The sequence below is a fragment of the Actinomadura montaniterrae genome (genome assembly GCF_008923365.1).
Taxonomy (GTDB): Bacteria; Actinomycetota; Actinomycetes; order Streptosporangiales; family Streptosporangiaceae; genus Spirillospora; species Spirillospora montaniterrae.
This window is the reverse complement of the sequence record NZ_WBMR01000019.1, coordinates 1-24,987: the sequence shown is the minus strand read 5'-3', so window position 1 is coordinate 24,987 and position 24,987 is coordinate 1. Positions and strand designations below refer to the sequence as shown.

Genomic DNA, 24,987 nt, shown 5'->3' with positions numbered 1-24,987 from the left:
TCAGCCCTCCCCGGGCGTGGTGTTGATCTGGTCGGCGGCGAGCTGGAGCGCCTCGCCGAGCTGGCCGAGCATGCTCTTGGCCTGGTCGGCGCCGCTGCCGGAGTCGATGCGCTCCAGGTCCGCGTGCGCCTTCAGCGCCGAGGTGGCGGCCACCATGAAGTCGCGGGTATCGCGCGCCGGCGGCAACGCCAGCAGCACCTGCGACGGGCCCTTCGGCGTGGACACGACCTGGATCGACTCGGCGCGCATCCGCTCCCGCAACCACTCGGCGTCGTCCAGCAGGCCCGCCGAGATGCGGGCGCGCCTCGCGCGGTTGTCCTCCTGCTTGGCCGCGACCGCCTTCGCCGTCCGGCTGCGATCCCAGGTGAGCCCCTGGTCGGCGGCGATGCGGCCGACCGTGTCCGCCGACCGCTTCAGCTTCCGCGCGATCGCGCCGCGGCTCAGCCCCTGCGCGTGCAGTTCGGCGACGGCGGTGCGCTCGGCCTGCGTGACCGGTCGTCGCGCGCGCGTCGGGCGGCCGTCTGAACGATTCCCACACTTCGAAGGCACATCGAACCTCCTCCGAGCATGCGAAAGGCCCAGCGCTGGGCTGGGCCTTGTCGACAGTTCAAGCCGGTTACTCCAATGATGCGTCACACCTTGCGACCTGCGCAACCGGAAGTGCTCAGGCTGTGAACTTCTGCACGTTGCCGAGCGCGACGTCGATGACGTCTCCGACGCGGTAGAGGGGGCGTTTGCGCTGCTCGCGGATGGCTTCGTTGCCGCGCGGGTCGGTCCAGGTGCGGGGCTGGAGTTTGCGGCGCTTGACCCACATGCGGACGGTGGATTCGCTGATCTGGACGCCGAGGCCGCGGCAGACCATGGCGACGTAGGCGGAGGAGCCGAGGAGGTTCTCGCACTGGGCGATCATCCATTCGCGGCGGTCGGCGACGTCGTGGTATTCGCGGCAGGTGAGGATCGGGCAGCGGGCGTAGGCGGCGCCGGGCTTGACGTACATGGCGGTGCTGCACGCGGTGCAGGGGCCGGCGTAGACGTAGCCGGGCGGCCGGTCGATGATCCGCTGAGCGTCCCGCACGGCGCCGGTTATCTCCTCGTGCGCCTCGATGACCCCGGGATGCCCCAAGAGCCGCGAGAGGCTCCCTGAGAGCCATCCGGCCATGGCCGCGGGGGCATTGGCGGGCCAGATGGCGGTTTCGGCGCGGTTCAGCTCGCATACCCACTTGCAGAGGGTGTTGTGAAGCAGGGCGCTGGCGTTGCTGGCGCCTTCGCCGAACGCGAGGGGGATCTCGGCCGAGCGCCCGCCGGGCGTCTTGGACGTCTGCTTGGACAGGGTGAGGTCCAGTTCGCGGGTGAGGTCGGGCACGGCGCGCAGGGCGCGCTCCAGGTCGGCCCGGCAGGCGCCGCACACGGGCTGGCCGCCGGGCGCGGGGCGCTCGCAGGTGTCGATGGGGCACGGACGGCTCAACGGGACTCCTTCGGCTCGTTGATCGTGGCAAGGCGAAGCCCGCACTCGAAGCGGTCGTCGATGGCGCCGTTCGTCCAGTACTCGATCGGATGGCGGCCCACGGCAACGGCGACGGCCTCGCCCTCGCCCGGCGCCCCGTCGCGATGGAAGTAGTCCTCCAAGCCGAACTGCATCTCCATCTCGGCGACCAGGCAAGTCCGAACTTCGACCCGACCGTCATAGAGCGTTTCGACGGGGCACGACGCCGGATGGTCGATGTCCATGCCGTCGTCCGGTTCCTCGTGAACGACGAGGAAGTGCGTGCCGCTCGCCTCCGCCCGCTCCTCGATCGCCTTGCGCGCCCGCGACGCGTGCAGGGACAGCGCGACCGCCCCGTTCTCCACCGCCTGGAGCTCGGCGCCGTTCAGCATGGCGAGGAGTTCGGCGGCCTGGTCGTCGCGGCCCGCGATGCACTCCAGGAGCGCGCCGACGGCGCCGAGGCGGATCACCTTGCAGTTGGGCTTTTCGCTCATCGGGTCTCCTTGAGGGCGTGGAGGGCGGCGGGGTAGTCCGCCCAGTCGCGCAGCATGTCGCCGGCCTGCTTGAAGCCCTCGCGATACCAGTACGGCCCCTTGAGTGCCGTGCCGTCCTTGGGGAGAGCGTCGAGTTGGTCGGCGGCGGCGTTGAGCACCTGCTCGCACACCTTCGGCGCGAGGATCTCCCCGAGGCGCCCGTACTCGATGAGTTGGGTGTGCTCACAGAGGGTGGTGTGCTTCATCTGCCATTCGGCGACCGCTTCGGCTATGAGGCTTTCGAGCTTCTGCATGGGTTTCCCTTTCAGAAAGGCGGTTCGGCTGGAATGACGTGGCGGGCGCGGGCGGGCAGCGGCTCGGCGTGCTCGGCGAGCGACGCCCCGCACCGGTGCTCCGCCAGGACCGGCCATTTGCGCTTCCCGGCGATATGCCATTGGTCGCGGCGCCAAAGCTGGCGCTTTCCATCAAAGGTGGCCAGGTCGAATGTGCCGCGCCCGGTGAGAACGGCGAGCGCCTCGCCCATCCGGTCGATCGGGGTCGGGTCGGCGCGGGCGGTGCGGGCGGCGATGTCGTCGTCCAGCCCGGACAGGACGGGCGCGCCGCAGCGGGGGCACCGGCCGAGCGAGGCGGTGCGGAAGACGCCTCCGTGCCGGCGGACGAGCCATGCGGGGATGCTCATCGGGCCGCCTGTGGATAACTAGGCCGACCTGCAAGAGTGACGGGTTGTGACGGGTCTGATGTGACTTTTGCTAGACGATTCCTTCGTGTAGGAATTCCTAGATAACCCGTCACCACCCGTCACTCCTGCTCTCACCTGCGTCTTTGCCCGTGATCATGATGTGTTCCCACACCGCGCCGGTGTTGGTGCGCTTCTTCCGGTGCCCCCGCCCCTCCAGCGCCTCGGTGAACGCCTTGTTGGTCATCTGGACGTCCTCCCCTTGCTCCTTGCACCACTGCGTGAACGCCTTGTAGAGCACCGCCGAGTTGACCGATCCGTGCCCGAGCACCACGGCCTCCTCGTCGGCGAGAAAGCGCGCGAGAACGTCGGAGTCGAGCTGGTATTTGCGTGTCGCGGCCAGCACCGAGGCGGGCGGGTTGAGGCCCTGCCGGCGGTAGTCCTGCCACCCTCTCCACAGCCACGCGAGAATGGCATCCGGAATGCCCTTGAGCTTTTCCGGCAATTCCCCGTCGCGTTCTTCGGCGGGAATGATGACGTCGAAGGGGACGGCGAGGATGCGCCGCCACGTCGCCGGGTCGTCACCGCGCACCTGCGGCAGGTGGTTGGTGAGCATGAAAAGGGTGTGCGTCGGATCGAATTGGATCGGGTTGCGGTAGAGCATCTTGGCGTTGACGGGGTCGCCGCCGGTCAGCTTCTTCATGGTCGGCTCGTCGAGCTTGGCGCCCTCGCCGATCTCCGAGCAGAACGCGATCCGGGCGCCCTTGAGCCGCATCCGCTCGGGCGCGAGGTTGGCGTTCCGGGTCACCAGCAGCAGGTCCGCGGGGACCTCGATGGCGTAGTCCCCGAGGGCGTGCAGGATCGCGTCGCGCAGCGTGCCCTTGCCGTTGGCGCCGAGCCCGTGCCAGATGAACAGCACGTGCTCGCGAACCAGGCCGAGCAGCGCGTAGCCGAGCTGGCGCGCCAGGAACGCCCGCATCTCGCCGTCCGGCTGGATGCGCTCCAGGAACTCCTCGAACACCTCCGAGCGGGCGTCGGGGTCGAAGCCGGCCCGCGTCACCTTGGACAGGTGGTCGGCCGGGTCGGGCGGCGCGAGCGTCCCGGCCTCCAGGTGGACGGTGCCGGTCGCGGTGTTCAGCAGCCGCGGGTCGGCGTCCAGCTCCCGGCCGGCCAGCGTGCACGGGTGCATGTTGGAGGCCAGGTCGAGCACGCCCCGCACGCCGCTGGCGGACTCCACCTTGCCGATGTCCTTGAACAGGTTGGTCCGGGCGTCCCCGGTCATCTCCGGCAGTTCGGTGAACGCCTCGGAGACCAGCGCGAGCACGGCGCGGTGCTCGCCGCCGTCGAGGCACTGCGCCCACCGCGTCCCGTCGTAGTGGTGCCAGCCGACGCCGTGCACGTGCAGGTACTCGCCGCCCCAGCGGGCGGTGAACCGGTGGGCGAACCGGAGCTGCCCGCGGTGCTGCTCGTGCCCGTAGTCGGGATGCACGGGCACCGGGCGAAGCTCGTGGACGGTGGCGAGGTTGCCCTCGGTGCCGCCGGCCGCACCGGGCCGCGGGTTGTCGGCCGTGAAGGGCCCGTGCACGGCCGGCCGGTAGTCGGCGATGAGGGTCACGATGTCGTCGTCCTCGCGCGGCATCGGGTCGCCGTAGCCCTGCCTGGCCAGCTCGCGCGCCGCGGCGGCGTGGTCGCCGCCGTGCTCCAGCAGCGCGTACGCCCCGAACTTGCTGTACGGCGTCTCCGGCTCGAACTCGGTCGAGGAGGAGAAGACGAACAGGTTGTCTCCTTCGCGGGTGCCGGTGGTGGCGGAGATGCCGCGGTCCTTGCCGGGCCGCCGCCAGGCGAGCCCGCGCCCGTAGGACGTAATGGCCGTCCAGCCGTGCGGAGCGAGGATCTCCCGCCAGTCCGCGCGCTCGTTGAAGTCGTCCCCGGGCCGCTTCCCGTCGGCCCTCCTCGGCCCGCTGAGAGCCGAGGAGGACGGGGCGGGCGCGGGCGGCGCCGCGGGGGCGGGCATGGCGTCCAGGAGCGAGGCGATGGCGTGGACGGCGTCGCGCTCCTCCTCGCTGATCGCCGCGACGGTCTCGGGCCCGCCGGCCAGCAGCGTCCAGGCGCCGCCGGAGGGGTGCGTGCGCCCGGCGGACGGGGCGGTGACGACGTATCCGCCCTCGCCGCGGGTCTCGATGAGCACGCGGACGAACTGCTTGCCGGGCTGGCGCTCGCGGATGGCGCGCTCGGACTCGGTGAGCTCGTCGTCGCGCGCCGGGCGCCGGGCGAGCTTGGTGTTGCCGCGCAGTTCGCCGTCCACCCGGTAGAGGATGTGCAGGCCGTTGGAGGGCGTGGACTCCAGGTAGCCGTTGACCAGCCGCCGCCACAGCTCGCCGAGCCCGTGGTCCTCGAAGGCGTCGGCGAGCCGCTGCACGAACCCCTCGCGCACGGCGCGGCCCTCGAACTCCAGCATCTCCAGGCCGCCGGAGACGGCGCCGGTGACGACGCCGATGCCCTGCGGCGCCTCGGTTGCGAACCAGGCGTTCACCTGCTCGGCGGTCGGGCGCTCGGTCTGGTAAATCTTCCACGCGCTGATGGGGGCCTTGGTGCCGTCGGCGCGGGCGGGGACGACGGAGAAGCCGTTGGCCGCGAACGCCTGCGCTGCTTCGTACAGGCGGGCCGCCTCGTCGTTCACTGGCACCTCTCACGTTCGTCGTGTCGATCGATGGGACAGGCCCCGCCGCCGCGGAGGGAAGACCGCGGCGGCGGGGCGTGGACGGGTCAGGCCAGGCCGAGCCGGGCCTTCTCCTCCGCCGGCAGGTTGGCGATGGCCGCGAGCATCTCCGGGGAGAGCGCGGGCGCCGCCTGCTGGACCGGCGGGGCCGTCGGGGCGGCCTGCGGGACCGGCTGGGGCGCCGGGGCCGGGGCGGGCATCGGCTGCGGCGCGGGCGCCTGCGGGACGAACGCGGGCACCGCCTGCGGAACCGGCTGCGCCGGGACCGCCTGCGGCTCGCCGCCGTTCAGGAAGTCGTTCGCCGCGGCGTTCGCCGGCGGGACGTAGCTGGCCGCGTACTGCTTGGGCGGGTTGCCCCGCGTGGCCTGCCCGTCGGCGATGTACTGCACGGTGAGCGTGCCGCCGACCTTCAGGCCGGGCGCACCCGCCTTCCGGACGGCGTCGCGGACGGCGGTCTTCATCTGGCCCTTGACGTAGACGGCGCGCTCGCCGTCGTCGTCGGGGTTGGCCGGGTCCCGCTCGGCCGTCTGGAGGACGACCATCAGCTGCCGGCGCGGCGTGCCGTCATCCCAGGTCTTGACCTTGCCGGTGTCGAAGTCGGTCTGGTCGCGGACCTCCGGCTCGCGGGCGATGGTGCCCGTCACGGTGGTGCCGATGACGGGGAACTTCGCGGATGCGACTCCGCCCTGCATGAGGAATTCGTCGGCGTTCATGTGCTGCCTTGCTCCCTTGCTGCTGTGCTCGCGTGCTGCGATGCGGATGGGTGGGTGTTACGAGGCCAGGAGGCCGGCGAACTCGGCCGCCGGGTCCTTGGCCTTGATCACGCCGGGACATCCCTGCGTGAGGTCGGTGGAATTGGCCCGGAAGAACGGGCAGCCCGAGCAGTACGCCTCGGTCATGGGCAGGGCGCCCGCCGCGGCGACGCCGAACCGCTGGACGAGGCTCGCGATGCTCTCGGCGCGCGCCAGCGCCTCGATCGCCACCTGCTCGTCGTAGGGCTCGGTCCACAGGTACGCCTGGCGCAACTCCTGGTTGCGCGGCAGGAACCAGACCCCGATCGTCTTGACGGGGCGGCCCATGCGCTGCCAGCCGCGGCCGTACAGGTGGCCCTGGATGCGGTACTGCTGGCCGGGGTGCTGCTCCTTCTTCACGCGGCGCAGCGTCGGGTCCCCGACGATCTTGAAGTCCAGGGACTCCTCGGGGGTGCGCAGGTCGCAGGAGCCGGTGATCGTCTGGCCGGCGATCTCGCCGACGTCCACGCGGACCTCGCACAGGTACCGGCCGCCGGTGGTGTCGAAGTCCGGCTGGCGGGCGTTCGCCGCGGTGAACGTCTCGTCCAGCCACGCGTGGACCGCCGTCCCGATCGCGGGCTTCCACGGGACGCGTCCGGTGTTGACCTCGGGCGCGCCGGCGAGCTTGTAGGCGATGCGGCGGGCGCACGGGTGCCCGATCTCGCTGGGGCCGATGGCCTTCTGGAGCGAGCGGGGCGCGTTGGCGATGGCGTGCTCGATGACGCCGAGCATCTCGGCCTGGAGGTCGCTCACGCCGCACCGCCGACGCCTGCGAACGGCAGGATCGCGGGCCACTTCGCCTTGGTCAGCGCCTTGCGCTGGTCCTTGGGCAGCTCCACCGGTGGATGACCGAGGTAGTCCAGGCCGGCCGCCTGGAGCCACCAGGCGTCGCACTGGTTGTCGTCGCGGACGTCGATCCCCGCGCGCCGGTACAGCGCCATGCGCATGTCGGGTTTGGTGGCGTTCCCCTTGCCCGTGGCGTACTTCTTGAGCGTCGCGGGCGGGACGAGCGCGTACGGCACGCCCAGCTCCATTAGGACGCAGCGGACGGCGCCGTGCACCATGCCGGTGATCCCGGCGCTGTGCGCGTGGGTCGGCAAGTCCTCGATGACGGCGAGGTCGCATCCGGTGTTGGTGAGGTAGTCGAACGCGTCCGCGCGGACGGTCACGGCGATCCGGCGGAGCCGCTCGTCGCCCTCGCTGGCGACGGTGCGGATCGTGGACAGGGGGCGCCCGTCCCAGCAGGCGACGCCGGTCGCGGTCAGCGACAGGTCCAGGCCGATCACTCGGGGGTTCACGCGCTGATCTCCTTCTTGAGTTTCGGCAGGCCGTCGGCCTCGCGCCGCTGCTGCGCGTGCGGGTAGCAGAGCAGCAGGAACGCCCGGCCGGTCTTGCGCTTCCACACCGCGGTGCGGCTGTGCGGGCCGGCGCCCTTGGTCTCGGCGAGGACCGCCATGCAGTCGTCGCATTTGCGGGGCGTCGCGGGCCGGTACCTGCTCCACACCGGCTTGGCGTTCGAGGTGCCGGGCGTCTTCTTCGGCTTCGGCGGTTCGGCCGGCTCCGGCTCGCCGAACAGCGGGATCGTGTCCATCACAGGAGCGCCTCCTGTACGCCGCGGGGCCGCAGAGTCTCCAGCCAGCGCAGGAGCTGCGGCAGGTTGCGTGCCGCACCGAACGCCAGAGTCGTCCCGTCGATGGAGTCGCAGCCGCGGCGCTGCGCGCCCTCCAGTCGCCACCAGGTGTTCACGCGGCCCTCGTGGACCCACAGCCCGCGGGCGCGCGCCTGGCGGATCAGCCCGGCCGACTCGGGGCCGTCCTTCCACTCGTCGTCGCCGCCGATGAACAGGCATCCGCCCTCCAGTGCGTCCCACGGGATGAGCCCGTTCTCGCTGCCGTTCTGCGCGGCGAACGCCGGCCGAACGCCGAGCCTGCGGATGCGCTCCAGCCACGGCAGCGACTCGGCGAGGGTGCCCACGGCGTCGAACGGGACATCGGGTGCGACGGCGAAGGCGAACCGGCCGGCTCCGTACCGCTCGACGGTCCGGTTCAGCCAGGACCACCAGAGATCGGCGCCCTTCCACGCCTTGCCGAACTTGCCGTTGTCGGCGCCGATCAGGCAGCCGTCCGGGACGCGGTTGCCCTGCGCCGGCGTCGTCATGCAGCCGAGGAGCCCCTCCTGCATCGCGGCCCGCACCTCAGGCCCCGACGGCGTCGCCAGATACAGCACGGCGCACCCTCCTTGCGGCGGTGACGATCAGGACAGGCAACGCGGTCGCCCACAGCGCCTTGCCGATGAGCTGGCCCGGCAGGGACGCCATGACGGGGAACCCGGCGAGCGCGAGGAACAGGACGGTGTCGACGACGGCGCCGACGACATTGGAGGCGAGCACGGCGCGCGCCCAGCCCTTGCGGCGCAGCGGCGTGTAGATCGCCATGTCCGCGACCTCGGAGGCGGCGAACGCCACCCCGGACGCCAGGGCGAGCTGCGGGGTGGCCAGCCACGCCGACAGGACCGCGCCGGCCGCGATCGCGGCGAGGACCGTCCGGCGGCCGGCGGTGTCCTGGACGACGTCGCGGGCGAGGAGCGCGGCGCCGGCGGCGTAGGTCCCGGCGGTCACGGTCAGGCCGAACCCGACCGGCACCATGCCGAGGTGGCTGGTGAGGACGTTCGCGGCGACGACCGAGGCGACGTAGGCGCCGGCGGCCGTGCAGGCGGCGGTATAGCGCATCACAGCGACTCCTTCGCGGTGGGCCAGCCGCCGCCCGGGGCGGGCTCCTCGTCCCATCGCGGGTCGTGGCCGGTGGCGTCGTCGTGGTCGAGCGGGGCGTAGGAGGTCCCGTCGCGCTCGTCGCAGGCGGGCCGGGGCTTCTCGCGGCGCAGGCGGGTCCCGCCGACGCAGGTGAGGATCGCGGCGAGCCCGAGGGCGGCCAGCACCGTCACGGTGATCACGGCGAGGCTCGCCAGGAACCAGGTCAGGGCGGTCACCGGTTCGCCTCCCTGTCGAACTCGGCGAATGCCTGCTGCACGTAGTGGCGGACGCTCTCGCCGTCCTGGCCGCCCATGTACGCCAGCTCGCGCAGGCGGCCGATGAACCCGGCGAACCGGTCCCGATCGGCGCGGACCACGGCGGCGTGTTGGATAACGTCGAGGAGGGGGCGGTGGCGGACGTCCAGCGCCTCGCACAGGTCGTTGTGGGCGCCGACGAGCAGTTCGTCCGAGTGCTGCCGCTCACGCTCCGCCCGGTTCAGTTTCAGGGTCAGCGCGTCGATCTGGTCGTTCTGCGTCGCGGCGTGGCCCCTGAGGCGGTGGATCTCCTCCGCCGCGTCGGTCAGCTTGCCGAGCAGCTCGCCGTAGGTCAGCGGCTCGCTCATCGGTCGTTCTCCTTTGGGTCGTCGGGGCGCGCCTGCCGCTGCCCTTCGGCGAGCAGTGCGTCCGGCACGGTGTCGGGCCGGGTGGCGTCGGGGTCGACGGTGGGGTTCGGCCCGGTGAGGCGGGTGATCCGCTCGCGCAGGCTCGGCCGCTCCTTGGGCTTCTCGTGGCGCGGGCCGGGGAAGCGCTCGGCGGCGAGCCGGTCGGTCATGGGCGCGGTGACGCCGGGGCCGTGGACGGCGACGAGTTCGCCGGTGGCCTGCTCGACGGCGGCGACGGCCTGCGGGGACGCTGGGGTGACGTTGAATGGCATCTCGCACATCGGCGTGCCGTCGTCGTTGTGCGTCCATTCGGCGTCGCCCTTGTGCGCCACGGGCCGATCGCAGACGGGGCACTCGCCCCATCCCGCCGCCGCGGCCGCTTCGTCCGGCGTCGGCAGCTCCGGCGCGGTGCGGTGCTCGGCGGCGAGCCGGTCCAGCTTCGCCGCCATGTCGGCGGCCTCCTGGCCGTCCAGCTCGTGCCGGGCGACGACGGCGAGCGCCTCGCGGTGCGCCTTCTCCGCCTCGGCGAGCAGCTTGCGGGCGGCGGCGACGTCGGCGGCCGTCTTCTCGACGGCAGGCCGGGCCTGCGTGGCGTTGATCCCGGCCTGGCGGGCGTCCTCGCGCATCTGCGCGGCGAGCGCGGACAGGCGGTCGGTGATGGGGGTCATACCAGCCCCTCCAGGCGCTTGGCGGCCTGCTCGGCGCACGCCTCGTCCAGTTCCACGCCGATCGCGTTGCGGCCCTCCAAGGCGGCGGCGATCAGTGTCGGGCCGTGCCCGGCGAACGGGTCGAGGACGGTCTCGCCCAGGCACGACGACGACTCGATGAGCTGCCGCAGCAGATGCACGGGCTTGCCGGACTGGTGTGGGTTGTGCCGGTCTTCTAGTGCGCCGGAGTTCGCGCGGGGCACCCGCAGGACGGAGCCCTTGCGCAGGCGGGCGGCGAGGCGCCCATACCCGGCGGCTCGGTTGGAGGGGCGGGAGATGTGCACGGCGAAGGTGATCGGCTCGTGCTGCGGGCCCCAGGGAATCGTCAGATCCCCGGCGCCGAGGATCTCCTTGTCCCAGATCAGTTCGGCGGTCGCCCCGAACGGGCAGGGCGACAGGTCCGCCGGGCCGAACACGTACAGGTGCCGCTTGTCGCGCAGCACCTTGCATGCGGTCGTGATGCATGCGGCGACGTCGAGGGTTCCATCGTCGTGGGCGATCGGGCCGAGGGTGTTCTTGCGGCGCCCGGACTGCCAGTTCTTCCCGTACGGGGGGTCGGTGACGATCAGGTCGACGGACTCGCGGGGCAGGGTCGGCAGCACCTCGCGGCAGTCGCCGAGATAGAGCTGGACGCCATGGCCTTCGTAGTAGGGCGTCGCCATCACCGCACCCCCGCCGGCTCGACGGAGACCTCGTCCAGGCTGACGAACACGGCCAGGACGTCGCGCCCGTCGGCGAGGTCCGTGCAGTCGATGAGCGTGCGGTCGGACGCGGTGCGCTTGGCGGGCGCCTTGGCGCGCCAGCGGACGTCCCGGTCGGGGTGGTCGGGGTCGGTGAGGATCACGTCACCGGCGCGCACTTCGAACGCCTTGCGGCGGATAATGGTCATGGCCGGGTCCTTCCGAGTCGGTTCGGCCCCCGCCGCCCCGGGCCTCAACCCCGGGGCGGCGGCTTTCAGATCGGCGATGAGCCGGTCGTCGCCCTGGCGCAGGGCGGCCCGGTGCGCCGGAGTAAGGTAGGAGCGCGGGCGGAACATCACGCCCACCCCGCCAGGTGCGCGATCGCCTCGTCCACGCGGGCGCGGGCGTCCGCCTCCACCCGGTCCGGGTCGCGCTCTTCGGGCGGCAGCGCGGACAGCTCCACCTCGCCGTCGCGCACCTGGAGCTGCGCGCACAGCTCCTCGAACCAGTCGGCGCGCTGGCGCTCGTCGAGCCCGGACGCCAGGGCGTCCACCTCGGCGTAGATCTCCTCCTCGGGCGTGAGGCCGGTGTTGTAGAGGTGGCCGAGCTGCTCCAGCCGGTCGGCGAGCGCGTGGCCGGTGGGGCGGGCCAGCGTCGGGGCGATCAACGGGTGCTCCCGTTGATCGCTCGGGCGACGTCAAGGGCGCGGCGGACCGAAGCGGGCTCGTCGCAGAACTCGACGGGGTCGAAGCCCTCGCCGAGATGGGTCAGCTTGGCGGCGGCGGCTTCCGCGCCGGACAGGTCGTTGCCTGCGCTCTTCAGCAGGCCCGCGAGGGGCTCGGCGAGCGCCGGGGAGGCCAGTGCGATCCACGCGGCGTTGTCGCAGCCATGGTCCGGATCATTGTCATCCAGAGACTCGGCAACCCATCTGGCGTACATGTCCGCGTCCGGATCGGTGACCTCCCCGCTGATCTCGAGGCCGTCCGCGACCCAGGGGCCGGGCGTGGCCTTGCTCGCGGTCTCGCGTACCTTTGCCTCGGCGGCGCGCAGCTCCTCGGCCGGGGTCATCGGGCCACCGCCGTCAGCTTCGCGAGCTGGCCGTCCGCCTTCTCCTGGTCGCCCCGGGCCAGCGCGCTGCACAGGGCGTCGAAGACGATCCCCCGCTCCTTGCGGTCGCCGATCGTGGAGGCGAGCGCGACCTCGTCCTCGACGGACATGTTCGGGAAGCCGAGGGCGCGGTGCGCCAGCGTCAGCAGGTGGCGGCGTGGCGTGTCGGGCGCCTCTTCGGGAATGATGGTGCTCATCGGTCCCGCTCTCCTGTCTCTGGGTTCTCGGGTGGGGCCGTACGGGCTCGTCGGGTCGCATCCGGCGGGCCCGAACTGCGTTCGTGGGTCAGGCGGCCTTCTTCGCGGCGGTCTTGGGGCGCAGCGCCTTCGGCGGCGGGGTGAATGCCTGGCGGATGGCCGCCTTCTGCTGGTCGGTCAGCGGCGGGGCGGTCTCGGCGAACCGGCGCGCCTCCTCGGAGATCTCCATCAGTCGTGGTCCGCCGTGTTCTCGCAGACGACCAGCTCGGCCGGGTTCGCGTGCCCGCAGATCGGGCAGAGCCACTCGCCGGCCATCAGGCCACGTCCCGCGCCATCAGCCGCTCGACCGGCACGTGGGTCTCGTCGGCGATCCGCTCCAGCAGGTCCGGCTTGGCGTTGCGGGTGCCGCCCTCGATCTCGCTGATGAGCGACAGCGACCGCCCCACGGCCTTGGCGAGGGCGGTCTTGCTCAGCCCCGCGTCCTCGCGGGCCTTGGTGACCGCCTCGGGGTCCTGGTTGAGGGTGATTCGCATGACTGCGAAGGTACGCGAGAACCTTCGCGAAGGTCAAGCCCCTGCGCGAAGGTTCTCGCCAACCTTCTCGAACACCCTTGCGAAGCTTCTTACCTGGAAGCAAGGAACTGATGTGGATCGCGCCACTTCGCTGGACTTCGCGAAGCTTCGCGAAGAACAATGGCGCGCATGGACGCTCCCACGGACACGCCCCTATGGGGGCGGCTCATCGACGAGGAGCGAGATCGCCAGCGCCCGGCGATCTCGCAGAACGAGGCCGCCAAGCGGGCCGGGATCTCCGGCACCCGCTGGCGGCAGATCGTTGACGGACGCGCGGGCGCAATGGACTCCGACCGGGGTGTACAGACGGTCGCGCGGATGGCCGAGGTCGCGGGCGTCCGACCTGAGCAGATGGTCGAGGCCGGCCGTTCGGACGTCGCCGACGAACTCCGCTTATTGCTGGGCGAGCCGCTCGGCCGGACCGCCCACGATTCGCTGACCCTCTCCGACAGCGCGCAGGCGACCGTCACGCCTGCCGCGCTCGCCGGCCTTCCGGAGGATCACGATCAGCGGATCGCCGAACTGTCCAAGCGCTTGGACGACAACGCCGAGGAGCAGCGGCAGATCGCCGCCGAGCTGGCGCGCCTGCTCGGCCGCACGGACCCCGGAGCGAGCCGGGCCGGTTGAAAGTTTCAGCGAATCGGATGCTTCGCGAAACTCACTAACCCACTGCAATCGGACAGTGACCGCTTGTGGTCATGTGACCTTAACGTGATCTCCCCGTAACCTCGCCCGACGCAAGATACCGGGGCACTCGCGCAGACAACGACGTCGTAGCCCACGGGGGGCGCGCATGACTCAACCGGACGGAGACCACGCCGACCTTGATGAACTACGGGAGTTGAGGGAAAGGGCCCGCCGAAACCAGGAGCGCGCCGCCCGCGCGCTGGCCGAAGCCGACGCCGACCTGCACGCCATCACCGCCGCCATCGAAGCCGTGGAACGCTCCCAAGAGAGCGCCGTACAGCGTGCGCTCAAGCGCTGGTTCCCACCACCCGCTGCCGTCCTGGCGGTCGTCGGCGCCGTGGGCAGCGCCCTCGCGTCCGTCGCCCACCACGCCCGGAACCACCTGCTGCTGACCGCGGCGACGGTGACCGGAGGCGTCGCGCTGGTGACGCTGCCGGTCACGCTGCCGATGATGGACGCGAGTCCCGATCACCACCGGCCGCACGCGACCAGCCCCGCACCACCGTCGCCGAGCCGGGCGACGCCCGCACCCACCAGTACGCGGCCGAAGGCCTCGCGATCCCCCTCGCCCTCCCCGAGCCCGACGCCGAGCACCACCCCGTCCGGCACCGCCTCGCCGTCAATGTCGCCGTCGGCGAGCCCGAGCCCGTCGGGGACGATGCCGACACCGGAGGTCTCGGCGTCAACCCCGTCGGCGACCACGCCTGCGCCGTCCAGCTCGTCCGTGCCGGTCCAGGAGCAGCCGCCGGACGATGCCGCGCCGCCTCCCGCCGACCAGCCGCCGGCACGCATCCCCAGCGAGGCACCCGCAGGCCCGGGCGACGCAGGGCCCGCTCTGGTCGAGGTGTCGCTGTGCCGGGTCAACGTCGCCCTGCCGCCCGTCCTGCGCGTCAGGTCGGCCTGCGTGTGAGCTGGCTATCCCAGCCACTCCAGCCGCACCGCCTCGGGATGGAAGTACCGGCCCCCGGGGCGGTGCCCCTTCGGGCGCCCCTTCGGGGCCGGGAGGATCGTGACCTTCAGCAGGGCCGCCAGGACGGCGCGCTGCCGATGCAGATCCAACTCCTCCCAGCGTCCGGCCGCGTCCGGCTCGCCCGCGAGCCCCTCCAGCGCGCTCACCGACACACACGCGGCGAGGCGCTCCTCCAGCTCCTCCACCTGCGTCCGCAGCTTCTCCTTGCCGCGCTTGAGGGCCTCGCGGCTGAGGTCGCCGTCGGTGAACGCCTCCTCCAGCTCGTTGAGTCGTCCATTCAGCGCCGCCAGCTCGATTCGCAGCTTGGGCGCCTCGTCGCTCCGATCGCCGTGCAGCAGGTCCGCCGCGTCGGGCCGCTGAAGGCGCGCCACAATCCGCTCCTGGACGTGCGCGTCCAGGAGCACCGCGTCCCGCACGACATGCCGGTCCTCTCCCGAGCAGCGGTACACCGGCCGCGTCCCGGTCGTCGCGCCCGAGCCGGTCCCGATCCGGACCGGCCGCTGACACTCGCCGCCGTCCAGGGGGTACCCGCATCGGTACTGTCCGCTGCCGAACCACCTGCGCTCCGGGCCGGGCGTCGTGGTCCGGGCCGGGTCGGTCAGCAGCGCCACCAGCGCACGATGCTTCTCCTCCGCCGCCGTCCGCCACGCCTCTTCCGTCTCGGCGTCCAGCGGTGTGCCCTTCGGCGGCCGGTACTCCGCGGCGCACAGCACGGGCAGCCACCGGGCCCGGCCGACGACCTTCCCGCGATGCACCATCAACCCGGCGTTGCGGGGACGCAGCAGGATCCGCCGGACCACCACCTCCGACAGCTCCCCGCCCGAGGTGCCGGTCAGCCCGGCCGCCCGCCATTCACGCGCCACCTGGTTCACCGACACCCCGGCGAGCACGGCGTTCGTGCCGGCGTCGACCGCCGCGGCCTCGGTCCGCTTGTGTCGTTCCCCGTCCTTCTTGAAGCCGAACGGGCGCCGGCCGCCGAGCCACGCGCCTTCGGCGACGGCCTCCAGCTTCGCCGACTCGATCCGCTCGGTCATGTGGTCGACTTCGTATGCCGCGTCGACCGCGTCCTGGCGGAACCGCTTGCGCCCGGTGGCCGTCGACAGGTCATACGTCCCTGCGCCCTTGGTCTCGACGATGTGCCCGCCGGCGGCGGCGAGCGCGATCAGTTCATCGGCGTCCGCCGTTGACCTGTTCAGTCTGTCGGTATGCCAGGCGGCGACGCCCAAGGGCGCGCGCCGCTGGTCGGCGCGCAGGAACGCGAGCATGCGGGCGTAGTCGTCGCGCTGGGCGTGCTGGCCCGGCTTGGCGTAGGCGGTGGTGTCCTCGTCGATGAACTCGGTGACGATCCGGCCGCCGATGTCCTCGATGTGCTTGGTGGTCTCGCGCCGCTGCCGGGCGATGCCCGCCCGCCCCTTGCTTTTACGCAGGTAGAGGACATACTCGCGTGGCTGAAGCATGGGTTAAGCATGCCATAACTTGACTATCGCAGTGGCCATAGCCGTGGCGTTGCTCGCGGCGGCCGAGGTCGTCCCTGCGCGGTCGTGCGCGGGGCTGGTGCTGATCGGCGAGCTCGGCCTGGACGGCCGGCTCCGGCCCATCCAGGGCGTGCTGCCCGCGGTCCTGGCCGCCGCCAACTACGGCTGCCGCACCGTCGTCGTCCCGCGGGCGAACGCCGCCGAGGCCGAACTCGTGCCCGGAGTGGAGGTGGTCTCCGCCGCGACGCTGCGCGGGCTGCTGTGCATCCTGCGAGACGAGCCGCCGCCCATCGAGGAGGCGGAGCCCGACGACAAGTCGGTGGCCGCCGACGGGGCGGCGATCCGGCGGCCCGACGTCCCGGCCGATCTCGACCTGGCCGACGTCCGGGGCCAGGCGGAGGCGCGGCGCGCCCTGGAGATCAGCGCCGCGGGCGGGCACCATCTGTACTTCACCGGGCCGCCGGGCTGCGGGAAGACCATGCTGGCCGAACGGCTGCCGACACTGATGCCGCCGCTGGAGCCCGACTCCGCGCTCGAGGTCACCGCCATCCACTCGGTCGCCGGGACACTCCCGCCCGGCCAGCCGCTGATCACCCAGCCGCCCTTCCACGCACCGCACCACACCGCCAGCCGGGCGTCCATGGTCGGCGGCGGCTCGGGCCGGGTCCTGCAACCGGGCGCCGTCTCCCTCGCCCACAGAGGGATCTTGTTCCTGGACGAAGCTCCCGAGTTCATGGCGGGGACTCTCGACGCCCTCCGCCAGCCGCTCGAAGAGGGAGAAGTGCGCATCAGCCGGGCCGAGGGCACGTCACGGTTCCCGGCCCGCTTCACGCTCGTCCTCGCGGCCAACCCGTGCCCGTGCGCGGCCGCGAAGCAGGTCGACTGCTCCTGCGCCCCCGGAGTGCGCCGCAAGTACAGCACCCGCGTCACCGGGCCGCTCCTCGATCGCATCGACCTCAAGCTGGAGCTGGCGCCCGCCACCAGGGCCGAGCTCCGCTACGACCTGGAGTTCGCCGAGGCCAGCAAGGTGGTGGCCGACCGGGTCATGCTCGCCAGGGAGCGCACACTGAAACGCCTGACCGGCACCCCGTGGCGCACCAACTCCGAGATCCCGGGCCCGGAGCTACGACGCCGCTTCACGCCCGGCCCCGAGGCAATGCGGATGGTGGACGAGTCGCTGCAGCGCGGTACGCTCAGCGCACGCGGCCTCGACCGCGTCCTGCGCGTCGCATGGACGATCGCCGACCTCGGCGGCCACGACGAGCCCGACGCGGACGACATCGGCGGCGCCCTGGCGCTCTGGCACGCGGGGCGGTCATGACCACGATCCCCATGACGCCGGAGCGGGAGGCCCGCGCCACGCTCACCGCCGTGGCCGAGCCCGGCGACGCGTTCCTCAACCGCGTCGTCGGCCACTGCGGCGCCGAGGGGGCGCTCGACGTGATCCGCTCCGGCACCCTCCCCGCCGACCTTCCCGCCGCGCCCAAGGAGATCCAGCGGCTGGAGCACTGGCGCATCCGCCTGGCCGCCGCCGAACCCGACCGCGACCTGGCCGTCTGCGCGCAGTTCGGCGGCCGCCTCGTCTGCCCTGGGGAACCTGAGTGGCCCACCACCCTCGACGACCTCGGTGGCGAGCGCCCCTACGCGCTCTGGCTCCGCGGCCCCGAGGACCTGCGCCACGCCTGCCTGAGATCGGTCGCCATGGTCGGCTCGCGCGCCTCGTCCCCGTACGGGCAGCGGATGGCCTCCGACTTCGCCTCCGAACTCGCCGACGACGGCTGGACGGTGGTCTCCGGCGGGGCGCTCGGCATCGACGCCGCCGCCCATCGCGGCTCCCTCGCCGCCGACGGCCGCACGGTCGCGGTCCTCGCCAACGGCGTGGACGTCCCCTACCCCGCCTCGAACGAGGGCCTGTTCGCGGAGATGGCACGCCGATCCCTGCTGGTGAGCGAGTCGCCGCCCGGCACGCATCCGCACCGGCTGCGCTTCCTCGTCCGCAACCGGGTGATCGCCGCCCTCTCCCGCGGGTCGGTGATCGTCGAGGCGGAGGCCCGCAGCGGCGCCCTCAACACCGCCGCATGGGCCCGCAGGCTCGGCCGCGTGCTGATGGCCATGCCGGGCCCTGTCACCTCGCGCTCATCGGTCGGCTGCCACCAGCTCCTCCGCCAGGAGGACACCGTCCTGGTGAGCCGCACCGAGGAGATCATCGAGGCCGTCGGGCGGCTGGGCGCCGACCTGGCCCCGCCCCCGCAGACGCCCGTCCTCCCCCGCGACCGGCTGGAACCGGTCACCCGCGCCGTCCTGGAGGCCTTCCCCGCCCGGGGCACGACCGGCCCTGCGGCCCTGGCCGCCAAGGCGGGCATGGACTTGGCCGCCATCAACGCCAAGCTCGGCCTGCTGGCCGCGTCCGGCTTCATAGAACGGGCCGCCAACGGCTGGCGCCTCACCAAATCCGCCAAGTCCCCCCGCTAACACCCACGTCCCACCAGGAGAAGCCATGCCCCCCAAGAACATCCCGAGCAGCCAGACAACCCCCACACCAGATTCCGCCGCGTTCGGCCAGTCACCACAGCGCCCCACCCAAGCCCCGGCGCGCCCGGCCAGGTCCCCCGCCGCTCCCCGGGGAGGACCCGACACGCCCCCGGGTAGGACCCGCCACACCCCGGCCAGCACCACCACACCCCAGCCAAGCCCCGGCGCGCCCGGACAGGCACCACCACGCCCCGGCCAGGCACCACCACGCTGGGCAGGCATCACCACGCCCCGGCCAGGCCCTGGCGCGTTCGGCCAGTCACCACCGCGCCCGAGGTAGGACCCGACACGCCCCGAGTAGGACCTGCCAAGCCCCCGGCCAGGCACCACCGGGCCCGGGGCAGGCACCACCACGCCCCGGGCCGGCACCACCACGCCCCGGGCCGGCACCACCACGCCCGGACACGCACCACCGCGCCCCGGCCAGGGACCGCCGCGCCGCGGGCAGCACCACCGCGCCGCGGGCAGCACCGCCGCGCCGCGGGCAGCACCGCCGCGTCCCGGGCAGCACCGCCGCGTCCAGGAGAGGCAGCCGCGCCGGGGCAGGCCATGAGCGCGCTCGGGGGTCGTCACGGCCACGTAGAGACGGCGAAGGAGATGGGGAGCCTCGACGCCCTGTGCGCTCTCCCCGTAGAGGGGCCGCGCCCCTGAAGTGGGACATCCGTCCCGAACGTGCAGGTAGGTCCTGCCCTGGGCGGTTCAGGGGGCGGGTGGGGCTTGGGGTGGGGTCACTGGTCGGAGGGGAGTTCGAAGTCGCTCTTCGCGAGTTCCTCGACGTTGACGTCCTTGAAGGTGACGACACGCACGTTCTTGACGAAGCGTGCGGGGCGGTACATGTCCCAGACCCAGGCGTCCTGCATCGTGACCTCGAAGTAGGTCTCGCCGTTGTCGGCGCCGCGCACCTGCAGGTCGACCGAGTTGGTGAGGTAGAACCTCCGCTCGGTCTCGACGACGTAGGTGAAAAGCCCGACGACGTCGCGGTACTCGCGATAGAGCTGCAGCTCCATCTCGGTCTCGTACTTCTCGAGATCCTCGGCGCTCACGCCCGTGCCCCTTCCGTACGGCCCTCGCCGGGGACCTCCCCTTCGGTCTCCTCCCCCAAGGCCACCTCCCCATTGTTACGCAAGGCACGCCCGACATTGACGTAGGAGAACCGATGCTCAGGACAAGGTCCGTGCTCCGCCAGGGCCGCGCCGTGCGCGCGCGTCACATACCCCTTATGGACGTCGAAGCCGTACTCGGGGTAACGCTCATGAAGATCCACCATGATGCGGTCTCGGGTGACCTTCGCGACGATGGAGGCGGCGGCCACGCACGCGGCGACCTGGTCGCCCTTGATCACCGCGAGTCCCGGGGCCTCCAGCCCCGGTACCGGGAACCCGTCGCTGAGGATGTAGGCGGGACGAGTCTCCAGGGCCGCCAGCGCCCGCCGCATGCCGGTGACGTTGCAGCGGTGCAGGCCGATCCGGTCGATGTCGTGGCAGGGGATGATGACGGCGCTCCACGCGCGCGCCCGCCTGGTGATCTCGGCGTACAGCTCCTCGCGGCGCGCCGGCGTCAGCATCTTGGAGTCGGTGAGGCCCTCGATCCGCCCGCCGCGTCCGCCCTGAAGGATCACGGCGGCGACGACCAGCGGGCCCGCGCAGGCCCCGCGGCCCGCCTCGTCGACGCCCGCCACGGGACTGAGCCCGGCGTGCTCCAGGGCGCGCTCGTAGGCGTGCAGCCCCGCGTCACGGCGTGGCGTGAAACGAAGTGGACGACCCTTCATGCTCCGCAGGGTACGTCGCCCGAACCCCCCGCCGCTCACCGAATGCCACTGTTCCGGGCATGTCCGCGATCACCCGGCCGCCCTGACCAGCGACAAGGAGCTGCGGGTGCGCGGACACCGTGGCAGAGATCAAATGCCCAGGACGCGGGGAGCGGCATGTCAGGAGCCGCAGGGTGGCATCTTGCACGATGCCACCGGAGACTGGCGATCTCTCAAACCCGGCCCGCGCACGGGCAGGCAGACTGCGCGCTGGTCGGCAGGACCGGGTGGGGATCAGGGACGGCGGTGGCGTCTGCGGCGCAGGTACGCGAGGGGAAGCGTGCCGAGAATGCCCAGGGCCATGGGGGTGGCGGGGGCCGCCATGGAGGCGGTCTTGAAGCCGGTCTGCTTGAAGGTGTCCGGGATCGGCAGGTTGTCGATGCGGTTCAGCGGCCAGACGATCACGAAGGCGCGGCCGATGACGCGGTCGGTGGGGATGGTGCCGCCGCCGGGGTCGCCGCGGTGGGAACGGGAGTCGTAGGAGAGCTCGCGGTGGTCGCCCATGACCCAGAGCTGGCCCGGCTTCACGTAGGCGTCGAACGGCTCGTTCGACGGCTTGTTCTGCTCGTGGGTGACCGGGTCGGTGTAGAGGTAGGACTTCTCGTTGAGGGGGACGCCGTTGACGGTGACGCGGCCCTGGGCGTCGCAGCAGTGGACGTGGTCGCCCGGGACGCCGATGACGCGCTTGATGTAGTCCTTCTCGTTGGGCGCCACGCCGAAGGCAGTGCCGACGGCGCGCAGCGCCTTGGAGAAGGGGTTGGTCGGCTTCGAGATGTGGGTCTCGGGGTCCCAGGAGTCGAGGCCGTTGAAGACGACGACGTCGCCGCGGTGGATGTCGCGGGTGTGGTAGACGATCTTGTTGACGAGGACCCGGTCGCCGATCTGGAGGGTGTTCTCCATGGAACCGGACGGGATGTAGAACGCCTGGACCGCGAACGCCTTGATGACGAGGGCGAGGACGACCGCGACGACGATCAGGACGGGCAGTTCCTTCCAGAACGAGCCCGGCTTCTTCTTTTTCTTCTCGCCATCGTCGTCGTCGGAATCGGAAGAGGAAGAGCCGGAGGAGGAGTCCTTCCCGTCCTCGGCGGAGTCGTCGTCGGCCGTCTCCTCGGCGGAGGTCACGGTCTCCTCTTCATCGGGCACCGCGCCCTCGGCTCCGGATCGCACGTCTCTCCGATCGTCCTCGTCAGTCATCAGGGACAAAGCCTAGCGGCGAGCCGCCCCGACCACCGGTCGGCTGGGCGTGTCGCCATGCACCGCGACCGCCGTATCCGTCCGAAACGGGCAACGCCCCGGGCACCACAGCGGGTTCCCGGGGCGTCGGCGGTCGGCGGGCTCAGAAGTCGCGCTTCTCCTTGATGCGCGCCGCCTTGCCGCGCAGGTTGCGCAGGTAGTACAGCTTGGCGCGGCGGACGTCGCCGCGGGTGACGACCTCGATCTTGTCGATCGAGGGGCTGTTGAGCGGGAACGTCCGCTCGACGCCGACGCTGTAGCTGACCTTCCGGACGGTGAAGGTCTCGCGGGCGCCGCCGCCCTGCCGCCGGATCACCACGCCCTGGAAGACCTGGATACGGCTCCGGTTGCCTTCGGTGACGCGCACGTGCACCTTCAGCGTGTCGCCCGGACGGAAGTCCGGGACGTCGGCGCGCATGGCGGCCTTCTCGATCTCCTGGATCAGGGTGTGCATCGCAGCGGTTCCTCTTGGTCGAACGCGGGCGTCGAGAGGCCCCATGGACATGGGTGGGGGCGTCGCGCCGCGGAGAGTAGGTCTTCGTGCCGCGCGTACGAGCGCACGGACGCTTCAGTCTGCCATATCTTCGGCGTCAACCGGAAAACCGGCCTCCCGCAGCACCCGGCGATCATGCTCGTCGAAGGGGCCGGAGGCGAGGCGGGACAGCAGCTCGGGGCGGTGCCGGGCGGTGCGGCGCAGCGCCTCGTCGCGGCGCCAGCGGGCGATCGCGCCGTGGTGGCCGGACAGCAGGACGTCCGGGACGGCGCGGTCCCGCCAGACCGGTGGCTTGGTGTAGACGGGGCCTTCGAGCAGCGACTCCATCGGGCCGGGGGCGAAGGAGTCGTCGGCGACGGAGTCGACGTTGCCGAGGACGCCGGGCAGGAGGCGCCCGATGGCCTCGACCATGACCAGGACGGCGACCTCGCCGCCGGCGAGGACGAAGTCGCCGAGGCTGACCTCGTCCACGGGCATGCGGGTGCGGGCCTCCTCGGCGACACGGGAGTCGATGCCCTCGTAGCGGCCGCAGGCGAACAGCAGCCACGGCTCGGCGGCGTACTCGGCGGCGAGCGCCTGCGTGAACGGCCGGCCGCTGGGCGTCGGGATGATCATGCGAGGGACGACACCGGCCGGTACGGCGGCACCGGCCGATGCCGCGTCGCCGCCGGCGTTGGTGGCGGGCGATGCCGCGGCGGCGTCGGCGTCGGCCGAGGCGGCGTTGGTGGCGGCCGATGCGGCGTTGACGGCGGCGTCGCAGTTGGCGGCGTCGGCGTCGGCCGACGCGGCGTTAACGGCGCCGGCGGCGTTGGCGGCCGATGCGGCGTTGCCGGCGGCTGATGCGGCGTTGGGTGGGGCGAGGGTGTCCAGGGCTTCGCCCCAGGGGTCGGGCTTCATGACCATGCCGGGGCCGCCGCCGTACGGGGTGTCGTCCACGGTGCGGTGGCGGTCGTGCGTCCAGTCGCGCAGGTCGTGCACGTGCACGTCGAGCAGCCCGGCGCGGCGGGCCTTGCCCAGCAGGGAGATCTCCAGGGGCGCGAAGTACTCCGGGAAGATCGTGACGATGTCGAGTTTCATGATCCGTCGAGCAGTCCGGGGGGCGGGTCGATCACGAGCCGGCCGCCGGGGACGTCGACCTCGGGGACGAGCGCGGCGACGAACGGGACGAGGGTCTCACCGCCGGGGCCTCGCACGACCAGCAGGTCCTGGCCGTGGTGCAGGACGTCGGCGACCTCGCCGACGTCGGCGCCGCCGGTGGTGACGACGGCGAGCCCGATGAGCTCCTGGTCGTGGTAGTCGTCGGGGTCGTCGGACGGGGGGATGTCACCGGAGTCGACGACCAGCCAGGTGCCGCGGAGGGTCTCCGCGGCGTCGCGGTCGTCGATTCCGGCGAAGCGCAGGAGCAGGCGTCCCGAGTGCCAGCGGGCCCGTTCCACGGTGAGGGGGCCGGCGGACGCGGGATCGGTCGCGATCCGGGTGCCGGGGGCGAACCGGCCTTCCGGGTCGTCGGTGCGGACGTCGACGGTGACCTCGCCGCGGACGCCGTGCGGGCGGCCGATGCGCCCGACGGCCAGCGGGTCGCTCATCGGCCCTGCCCGTGGAGGGCGAGGGCACGAGCACCGGCGGGCCGCAGGCCCGCCGGTGAGCCGCCCCCGGCGGCGGCCGCGACGGCCGCCGCCGGGGCGAGCGTGCCCCGGCATGCGCGATGCCAGGGGCTCACTCAGCGGACCTCGTTGACGTCGAGCAGGTCCACGCGCACGTACCGGCCCCCGGACAGGGCGCTGATGACGGTGCGCAGGGCCTTGGCGGTACGACCGCTGCGGCCGATGACCTTGCCGAGGTCCTCGGGGTGCACGCGCACCTCCAGGACCCGGCCGCCCCTGATCCGGCGGGCGCGGACCCGGACGTCGTCCGGGTTCTCCACGATCCCGCGGACCAGGTGCTCGAGCGCTTCTTCGAGCACGTCAGCCCTCGCTCTTGGCTTCGTCGGTCTCGGTGGCCTTCGCCTCGGACTTCTTCGGCTCGGCCTTCTTCTTGGCGCGGGCGGCGGGGGCCTCGGCCGCGTCGTCGCCCATGGACTCCTTGACGGCGGCCTCGAAGGCGGCCTTCTTGTCGGCCTTGGGCTCGGCGACCTTGAGGGTGCCCTCGGCGCCGGGCTCGCCCTTGAACTTCTGCCAGTCGCCGGTGATCTTCAGCAGGTTGAGCACGGGCTCGGTCGGCTGCGCGCCGACGCCGAGCCAGTACTGCGCGCGCTCGGAGTCGATCTGGATGAGCGACGGCTCCTGCTTGGGCTGGTAGAGCCCGATCTCCTCGATGGCCCGCCCGTCACGCTTGGTGCGGGCGTCGGCGACGACGACCCGGTACTGCGGGTTCCGGATCTTCCCCAGACGCTTGAGCTTGATCTTGACTGCCACGGGTGTGGTGTACTCCAGACTTCATTACAGGGTGGGCGGCCCGTGCCAGGTGGGGAACACCGGCTCACCGCCGCCCGATGGACTCCGGCCGCGCAGGACGAGAGAGGGCGCCTCGCGGGTCCGGGTTTCCAGCCTGTCATTCTGCCAGATCGACACCGTGAACGCGCAATCGGCGGACGCCGTGTTGCCCCGCCGCGGGACACGGTGTTGTCCTGCTGCGAAACACTGGATTGCGCTGCGACGGGACACCGTGTCGCCCTGCCCCAGGACGCCGTGTCGCCCTGCCGCAAGACGCCGTGTCGCCCTGCCGCGGGACGGCCCGCGGGACGGCCCGTGGGAGGCTCGCGTGGGCCGGCGCACCGCCGTCAGGACGGTGCGCCGGGAGCGGTCACTTGTTCTTGCGGTTCTGGAGTTTGCCGAGGTCGGGCATCTGGAAACCGGGGGGCAGCTGCCCGCCGAGGCCCGGGGGCAGGCCGCCGCCCGCGCCGCCGGGGCCGCCGAGGCCGGGCGGCAGCCCCTTCGGCATGCCGTCGGCCG

Annotated in this window: 36 protein-coding genes; 3 read left to right on the top strand and 33 right to left on the bottom strand. The window is 72.2% G+C overall.

Features of this window, described 5'->3' with window-relative positions; translation table 11 throughout:
- From F9B16_RS09845 to F9B16_RS09745, 22 genes are all read right to left on the bottom strand, one after another.
- Complete coding sequence (locus F9B16_RS09845) at positions 1-549, bottom strand: helix-turn-helix domain-containing protein (protein WP_151539695.1); 549 nt, start codon at positions 547-549, stop codon at positions 1-3.
- Between the two features lie 115 nt (positions 550-664).
- Positions 665-1,465 (bottom strand): hypothetical protein, encoded by an 801-nt coding sequence (locus F9B16_RS09840; RefSeq protein ID WP_151539694.1) that lies wholly within the window; start codon positions 1,463-1,465, stop codon positions 665-667.
- A complete protein-coding gene (locus F9B16_RS09835; protein ID WP_151539693.1) occupies positions 1,462-1,977 on the bottom strand; it encodes a hypothetical protein in 516 nt (171 codons plus the stop codon). Before F9B16_RS09835 ends, F9B16_RS09840 begins: the two co-directional genes overlap by 4 nt.
- Positions 1,974-2,270 carry a hypothetical protein gene (locus F9B16_RS09830; RefSeq protein ID WP_151539692.1) on the bottom strand — a complete coding sequence of 99 codons (297 nt, stop codon included), beginning with the start codon at positions 2,268-2,270 and terminating at the stop codon, positions 1,974-1,976. Before F9B16_RS09830 ends, F9B16_RS09835 begins: the two co-directional genes overlap by 4 nt.
- 11 nt (positions 2,271-2,281) lie before the next feature.
- The gene (locus F9B16_RS09825; RefSeq protein ID WP_151539691.1) at positions 2,282-2,656 is read right to left on the bottom strand and encodes a hypothetical protein; all 375 of its coding nucleotides are present in this window, start codon (positions 2,654-2,656) and stop codon (positions 2,282-2,284) included.
- A 109-nt stretch (positions 2,657-2,765) separates the two neighbouring features.
- A complete protein-coding gene (locus tag F9B16_RS09820) occupies positions 2,766-5,333 on the bottom strand; it encodes a phage/plasmid primase, P4 family (RefSeq protein WP_192808700.1) in 2,568 nt (855 codons plus the stop codon).
- An 86-nt stretch (positions 5,334-5,419) separates the two neighbouring features.
- Entirely contained in the window at positions 5,420-6,085 is a 666-nt protein-coding gene (locus tag F9B16_RS09815) for a hypothetical protein (protein ID WP_151539689.1), read from the bottom strand.
- 57 nt (positions 6,086-6,142) lie between these two features.
- Positions 6,143-6,916 (bottom strand): hypothetical protein, encoded by a 774-nt coding sequence (locus tag F9B16_RS09810; RefSeq protein WP_151539688.1) that lies wholly within the window; start codon positions 6,914-6,916, stop codon positions 6,143-6,145.
- On the bottom strand, positions 6,913-7,461 hold the full coding sequence (locus F9B16_RS09805; RefSeq protein ID WP_151539687.1) for a RuvC family protein: 549 nt from the start codon (positions 7,459-7,461) through the stop codon (positions 6,913-6,915). Before F9B16_RS09805 ends, F9B16_RS09810 begins: the two co-directional genes overlap by 4 nt.
- Positions 7,458-7,754, bottom strand: coding sequence for a hypothetical protein (locus F9B16_RS09800; protein ID WP_151539686.1), 297 nt, complete (start codon positions 7,752-7,754; stop codon positions 7,458-7,460). Before F9B16_RS09800 ends, F9B16_RS09805 begins: the two co-directional genes overlap by 4 nt.
- Positions 7,754-8,389 (bottom strand): hypothetical protein, encoded by a 636-nt coding sequence (locus tag F9B16_RS09795; RefSeq protein WP_151539685.1) that lies wholly within the window; start codon positions 8,387-8,389, stop codon positions 7,754-7,756. Before F9B16_RS09795 ends, F9B16_RS09800 begins: the two co-directional genes overlap by 1 nt.
- Positions 8,358-8,891, bottom strand: coding sequence for a VUT family protein (locus F9B16_RS09790; RefSeq protein ID WP_151539684.1), 534 nt, complete (start codon positions 8,889-8,891; stop codon positions 8,358-8,360). Before F9B16_RS09790 ends, F9B16_RS09795 begins: the two co-directional genes overlap by 32 nt.
- Entirely contained in the window at positions 8,891-9,148 is a 258-nt protein-coding gene (locus F9B16_RS09785; protein WP_151539683.1) for a hypothetical protein, read from the bottom strand. The genes F9B16_RS09790 and F9B16_RS09785 overlap by 1 nt, the downstream gene beginning before the upstream one ends.
- Positions 9,145-9,534: a hypothetical protein gene (locus F9B16_RS09780; protein ID WP_151539682.1), complete on the bottom strand. Its 390-nt coding sequence runs from the start codon at positions 9,532-9,534 to the stop codon at positions 9,145-9,147. The genes F9B16_RS09785 and F9B16_RS09780 overlap by 4 nt, the downstream gene beginning before the upstream one ends.
- Entirely contained in the window at positions 9,531-10,241 is a 711-nt protein-coding gene (locus F9B16_RS09775) for a hypothetical protein (RefSeq protein WP_151539681.1), read from the bottom strand. Before F9B16_RS09775 ends, F9B16_RS09780 begins: the two co-directional genes overlap by 4 nt.
- Entirely contained in the window at positions 10,238-10,942 is a 705-nt protein-coding gene (locus tag F9B16_RS09770) for a DNA-methyltransferase (RefSeq protein ID WP_151539680.1), read from the bottom strand. The genes F9B16_RS09775 and F9B16_RS09770 overlap by 4 nt, the downstream gene beginning before the upstream one ends.
- Positions 10,942-11,169: a hypothetical protein gene (locus tag F9B16_RS09765; protein WP_151539679.1), complete on the bottom strand. Its 228-nt coding sequence runs from the start codon at positions 11,167-11,169 to the stop codon at positions 10,942-10,944. Before F9B16_RS09765 ends, F9B16_RS09770 begins: the two co-directional genes overlap by 1 nt.
- A 146-nt stretch (positions 11,170-11,315) precedes the next feature.
- On the bottom strand, positions 11,316-11,627 hold the full coding sequence (locus tag F9B16_RS09760; protein WP_151539678.1) for a hypothetical protein: 312 nt from the start codon (positions 11,625-11,627) through the stop codon (positions 11,316-11,318).
- On the bottom strand, positions 11,624-12,028 hold the full coding sequence (locus F9B16_RS09755; RefSeq protein ID WP_151539677.1) for a hypothetical protein: 405 nt from the start codon (positions 12,026-12,028) through the stop codon (positions 11,624-11,626). The genes F9B16_RS09760 and F9B16_RS09755 overlap by 4 nt, the downstream gene beginning before the upstream one ends.
- Positions 12,025-12,264, bottom strand: coding sequence for a hypothetical protein (locus F9B16_RS09750; protein ID WP_151539676.1), 240 nt, complete (start codon positions 12,262-12,264; stop codon positions 12,025-12,027). The genes F9B16_RS09755 and F9B16_RS09750 overlap by 4 nt, the downstream gene beginning before the upstream one ends.
- A gap of 88 nt (positions 12,265-12,352) precedes the next feature.
- Positions 12,353-12,493 carry a hypothetical protein gene (locus F9B16_RS50765; RefSeq protein ID WP_192808699.1) on the bottom strand — a complete coding sequence of 47 codons (141 nt, stop codon included), beginning with the start codon at positions 12,491-12,493 and terminating at the stop codon, positions 12,353-12,355.
- A gap of 85 nt (positions 12,494-12,578) precedes the next feature.
- Positions 12,579-12,797: a helix-turn-helix domain-containing protein gene (locus F9B16_RS09745; RefSeq protein WP_151539675.1), complete on the bottom strand. Its 219-nt coding sequence runs from the start codon at positions 12,795-12,797 to the stop codon at positions 12,579-12,581.
- Between the two features lie 168 nt (positions 12,798-12,965).
- On the opposite strand from F9B16_RS09745, the gene F9B16_RS09740 reads away from it, so the two are divergent.
- Positions 12,966-13,463 carry a hypothetical protein gene (locus tag F9B16_RS09740; protein WP_151539674.1) on the top strand — a complete coding sequence of 166 codons (498 nt, stop codon included), beginning with the start codon at positions 12,966-12,968 and terminating at the stop codon, positions 13,461-13,463.
- Positions 13,464-13,668: 205 nt separating this feature from the next.
- Here the strand turns inward: F9B16_RS09740 and F9B16_RS09735 are convergent, their stop codons facing one another.
- From F9B16_RS09735 to F9B16_RS09725, 3 genes are all read right to left on the bottom strand, one after another.
- A complete protein-coding gene (locus F9B16_RS09735; RefSeq protein WP_151539673.1) occupies positions 13,669-13,998 on the bottom strand; it encodes a hypothetical protein in 330 nt (109 codons plus the stop codon).
- Positions 13,992-14,315: a hypothetical protein gene (locus F9B16_RS09730; protein ID WP_151539672.1), complete on the bottom strand. Its 324-nt coding sequence runs from the start codon at positions 14,313-14,315 to the stop codon at positions 13,992-13,994. Before F9B16_RS09730 ends, F9B16_RS09735 begins: the two co-directional genes overlap by 7 nt.
- A gap of 123 nt (positions 14,316-14,438) precedes the next feature.
- Complete coding sequence (locus tag F9B16_RS09725; protein WP_151539671.1) at positions 14,439-15,950, bottom strand: recombinase family protein; 1,512 nt, start codon at positions 15,948-15,950, stop codon at positions 14,439-14,441.
- Between the two features lie 19 nt (positions 15,951-15,969).
- Here F9B16_RS09725 and F9B16_RS09720 point away from each other — a divergent pair, with 19 nt between their 5' ends.
- Positions 15,970-17,289, top strand: a complete 1,320-nt coding sequence (locus F9B16_RS09720) for a YifB family Mg chelatase-like AAA ATPase (protein WP_225991514.1) — start codon at positions 15,970-15,972, stop codon at positions 17,287-17,289.
- Positions 17,286-18,440 carry a DNA-processing protein DprA gene (dprA, locus tag F9B16_RS09715; RefSeq protein ID WP_225991513.1) on the top strand — a complete coding sequence of 385 codons (1,155 nt, stop codon included), beginning with the start codon at positions 17,286-17,288 and terminating at the stop codon, positions 18,438-18,440. Before F9B16_RS09720 ends, dprA begins: the two co-directional genes overlap by 4 nt.
- A 788-nt stretch (positions 18,441-19,228) precedes the next feature.
- Here the strand turns inward: dprA and F9B16_RS09710 are convergent.
- The 8 genes from F9B16_RS09710 to rpsP all read right to left on the bottom strand — a co-directional run bounded on the left by F9B16_RS09710 (position 19,229) and on the right by rpsP (position 24,450).
- Positions 19,229-19,543, bottom strand: a complete 315-nt coding sequence (locus F9B16_RS09710; RefSeq protein ID WP_151539670.1) for a DUF2469 domain-containing protein — start codon at positions 19,541-19,543, stop codon at positions 19,229-19,231.
- Entirely contained in the window at positions 19,540-20,268 is a 729-nt protein-coding gene (locus F9B16_RS09705; protein ID WP_151539669.1) for a ribonuclease HII, read from the bottom strand. The genes F9B16_RS09710 and F9B16_RS09705 overlap by 4 nt, the downstream gene beginning before the upstream one ends.
- A 273-nt stretch (positions 20,269-20,541) precedes the next feature.
- Positions 20,542-21,504, bottom strand: coding sequence for a signal peptidase I (gene lepB / locus F9B16_RS09700; RefSeq protein WP_151539668.1), 963 nt, complete (start codon positions 21,502-21,504; stop codon positions 20,542-20,544).
- A gap of 142 nt (positions 21,505-21,646) precedes the next feature.
- Positions 21,647-21,997: a 50S ribosomal protein L19 gene (gene rplS / locus F9B16_RS09695; RefSeq protein ID WP_067461562.1), complete on the bottom strand. Its 351-nt coding sequence runs from the start codon at positions 21,995-21,997 to the stop codon at positions 21,647-21,649.
- A 114-nt stretch (positions 21,998-22,111) separates the two neighbouring features.
- Positions 22,112-23,113, bottom strand: a complete 1,002-nt coding sequence (trmD, locus tag F9B16_RS09690; RefSeq protein WP_151539667.1) for a tRNA (guanosine(37)-N1)-methyltransferase TrmD — start codon at positions 23,111-23,113, stop codon at positions 22,112-22,114.
- Positions 23,110-23,622 carry a ribosome maturation factor RimM gene (gene rimM, locus F9B16_RS09685; RefSeq protein ID WP_151539666.1) on the bottom strand — a complete coding sequence of 171 codons (513 nt, stop codon included), beginning with the start codon at positions 23,620-23,622 and terminating at the stop codon, positions 23,110-23,112. Before rimM ends, trmD begins: the two co-directional genes overlap by 4 nt.
- 134 nt (positions 23,623-23,756) lie before the next feature.
- Positions 23,757-23,999, bottom strand: coding sequence for an RNA-binding protein (locus F9B16_RS09680; RefSeq protein ID WP_021598307.1), 243 nt, complete (start codon positions 23,997-23,999; stop codon positions 23,757-23,759).
- A gap of 1 nt (position 24,000) precedes the next feature.
- Positions 24,001-24,450: a 30S ribosomal protein S16 gene (gene rpsP, locus F9B16_RS09675; protein WP_151539665.1), complete on the bottom strand. Its 450-nt coding sequence runs from the start codon at positions 24,448-24,450 to the stop codon at positions 24,001-24,003.
- Between the last annotated feature and the right edge of the window lie 537 nt (positions 24,451-24,987).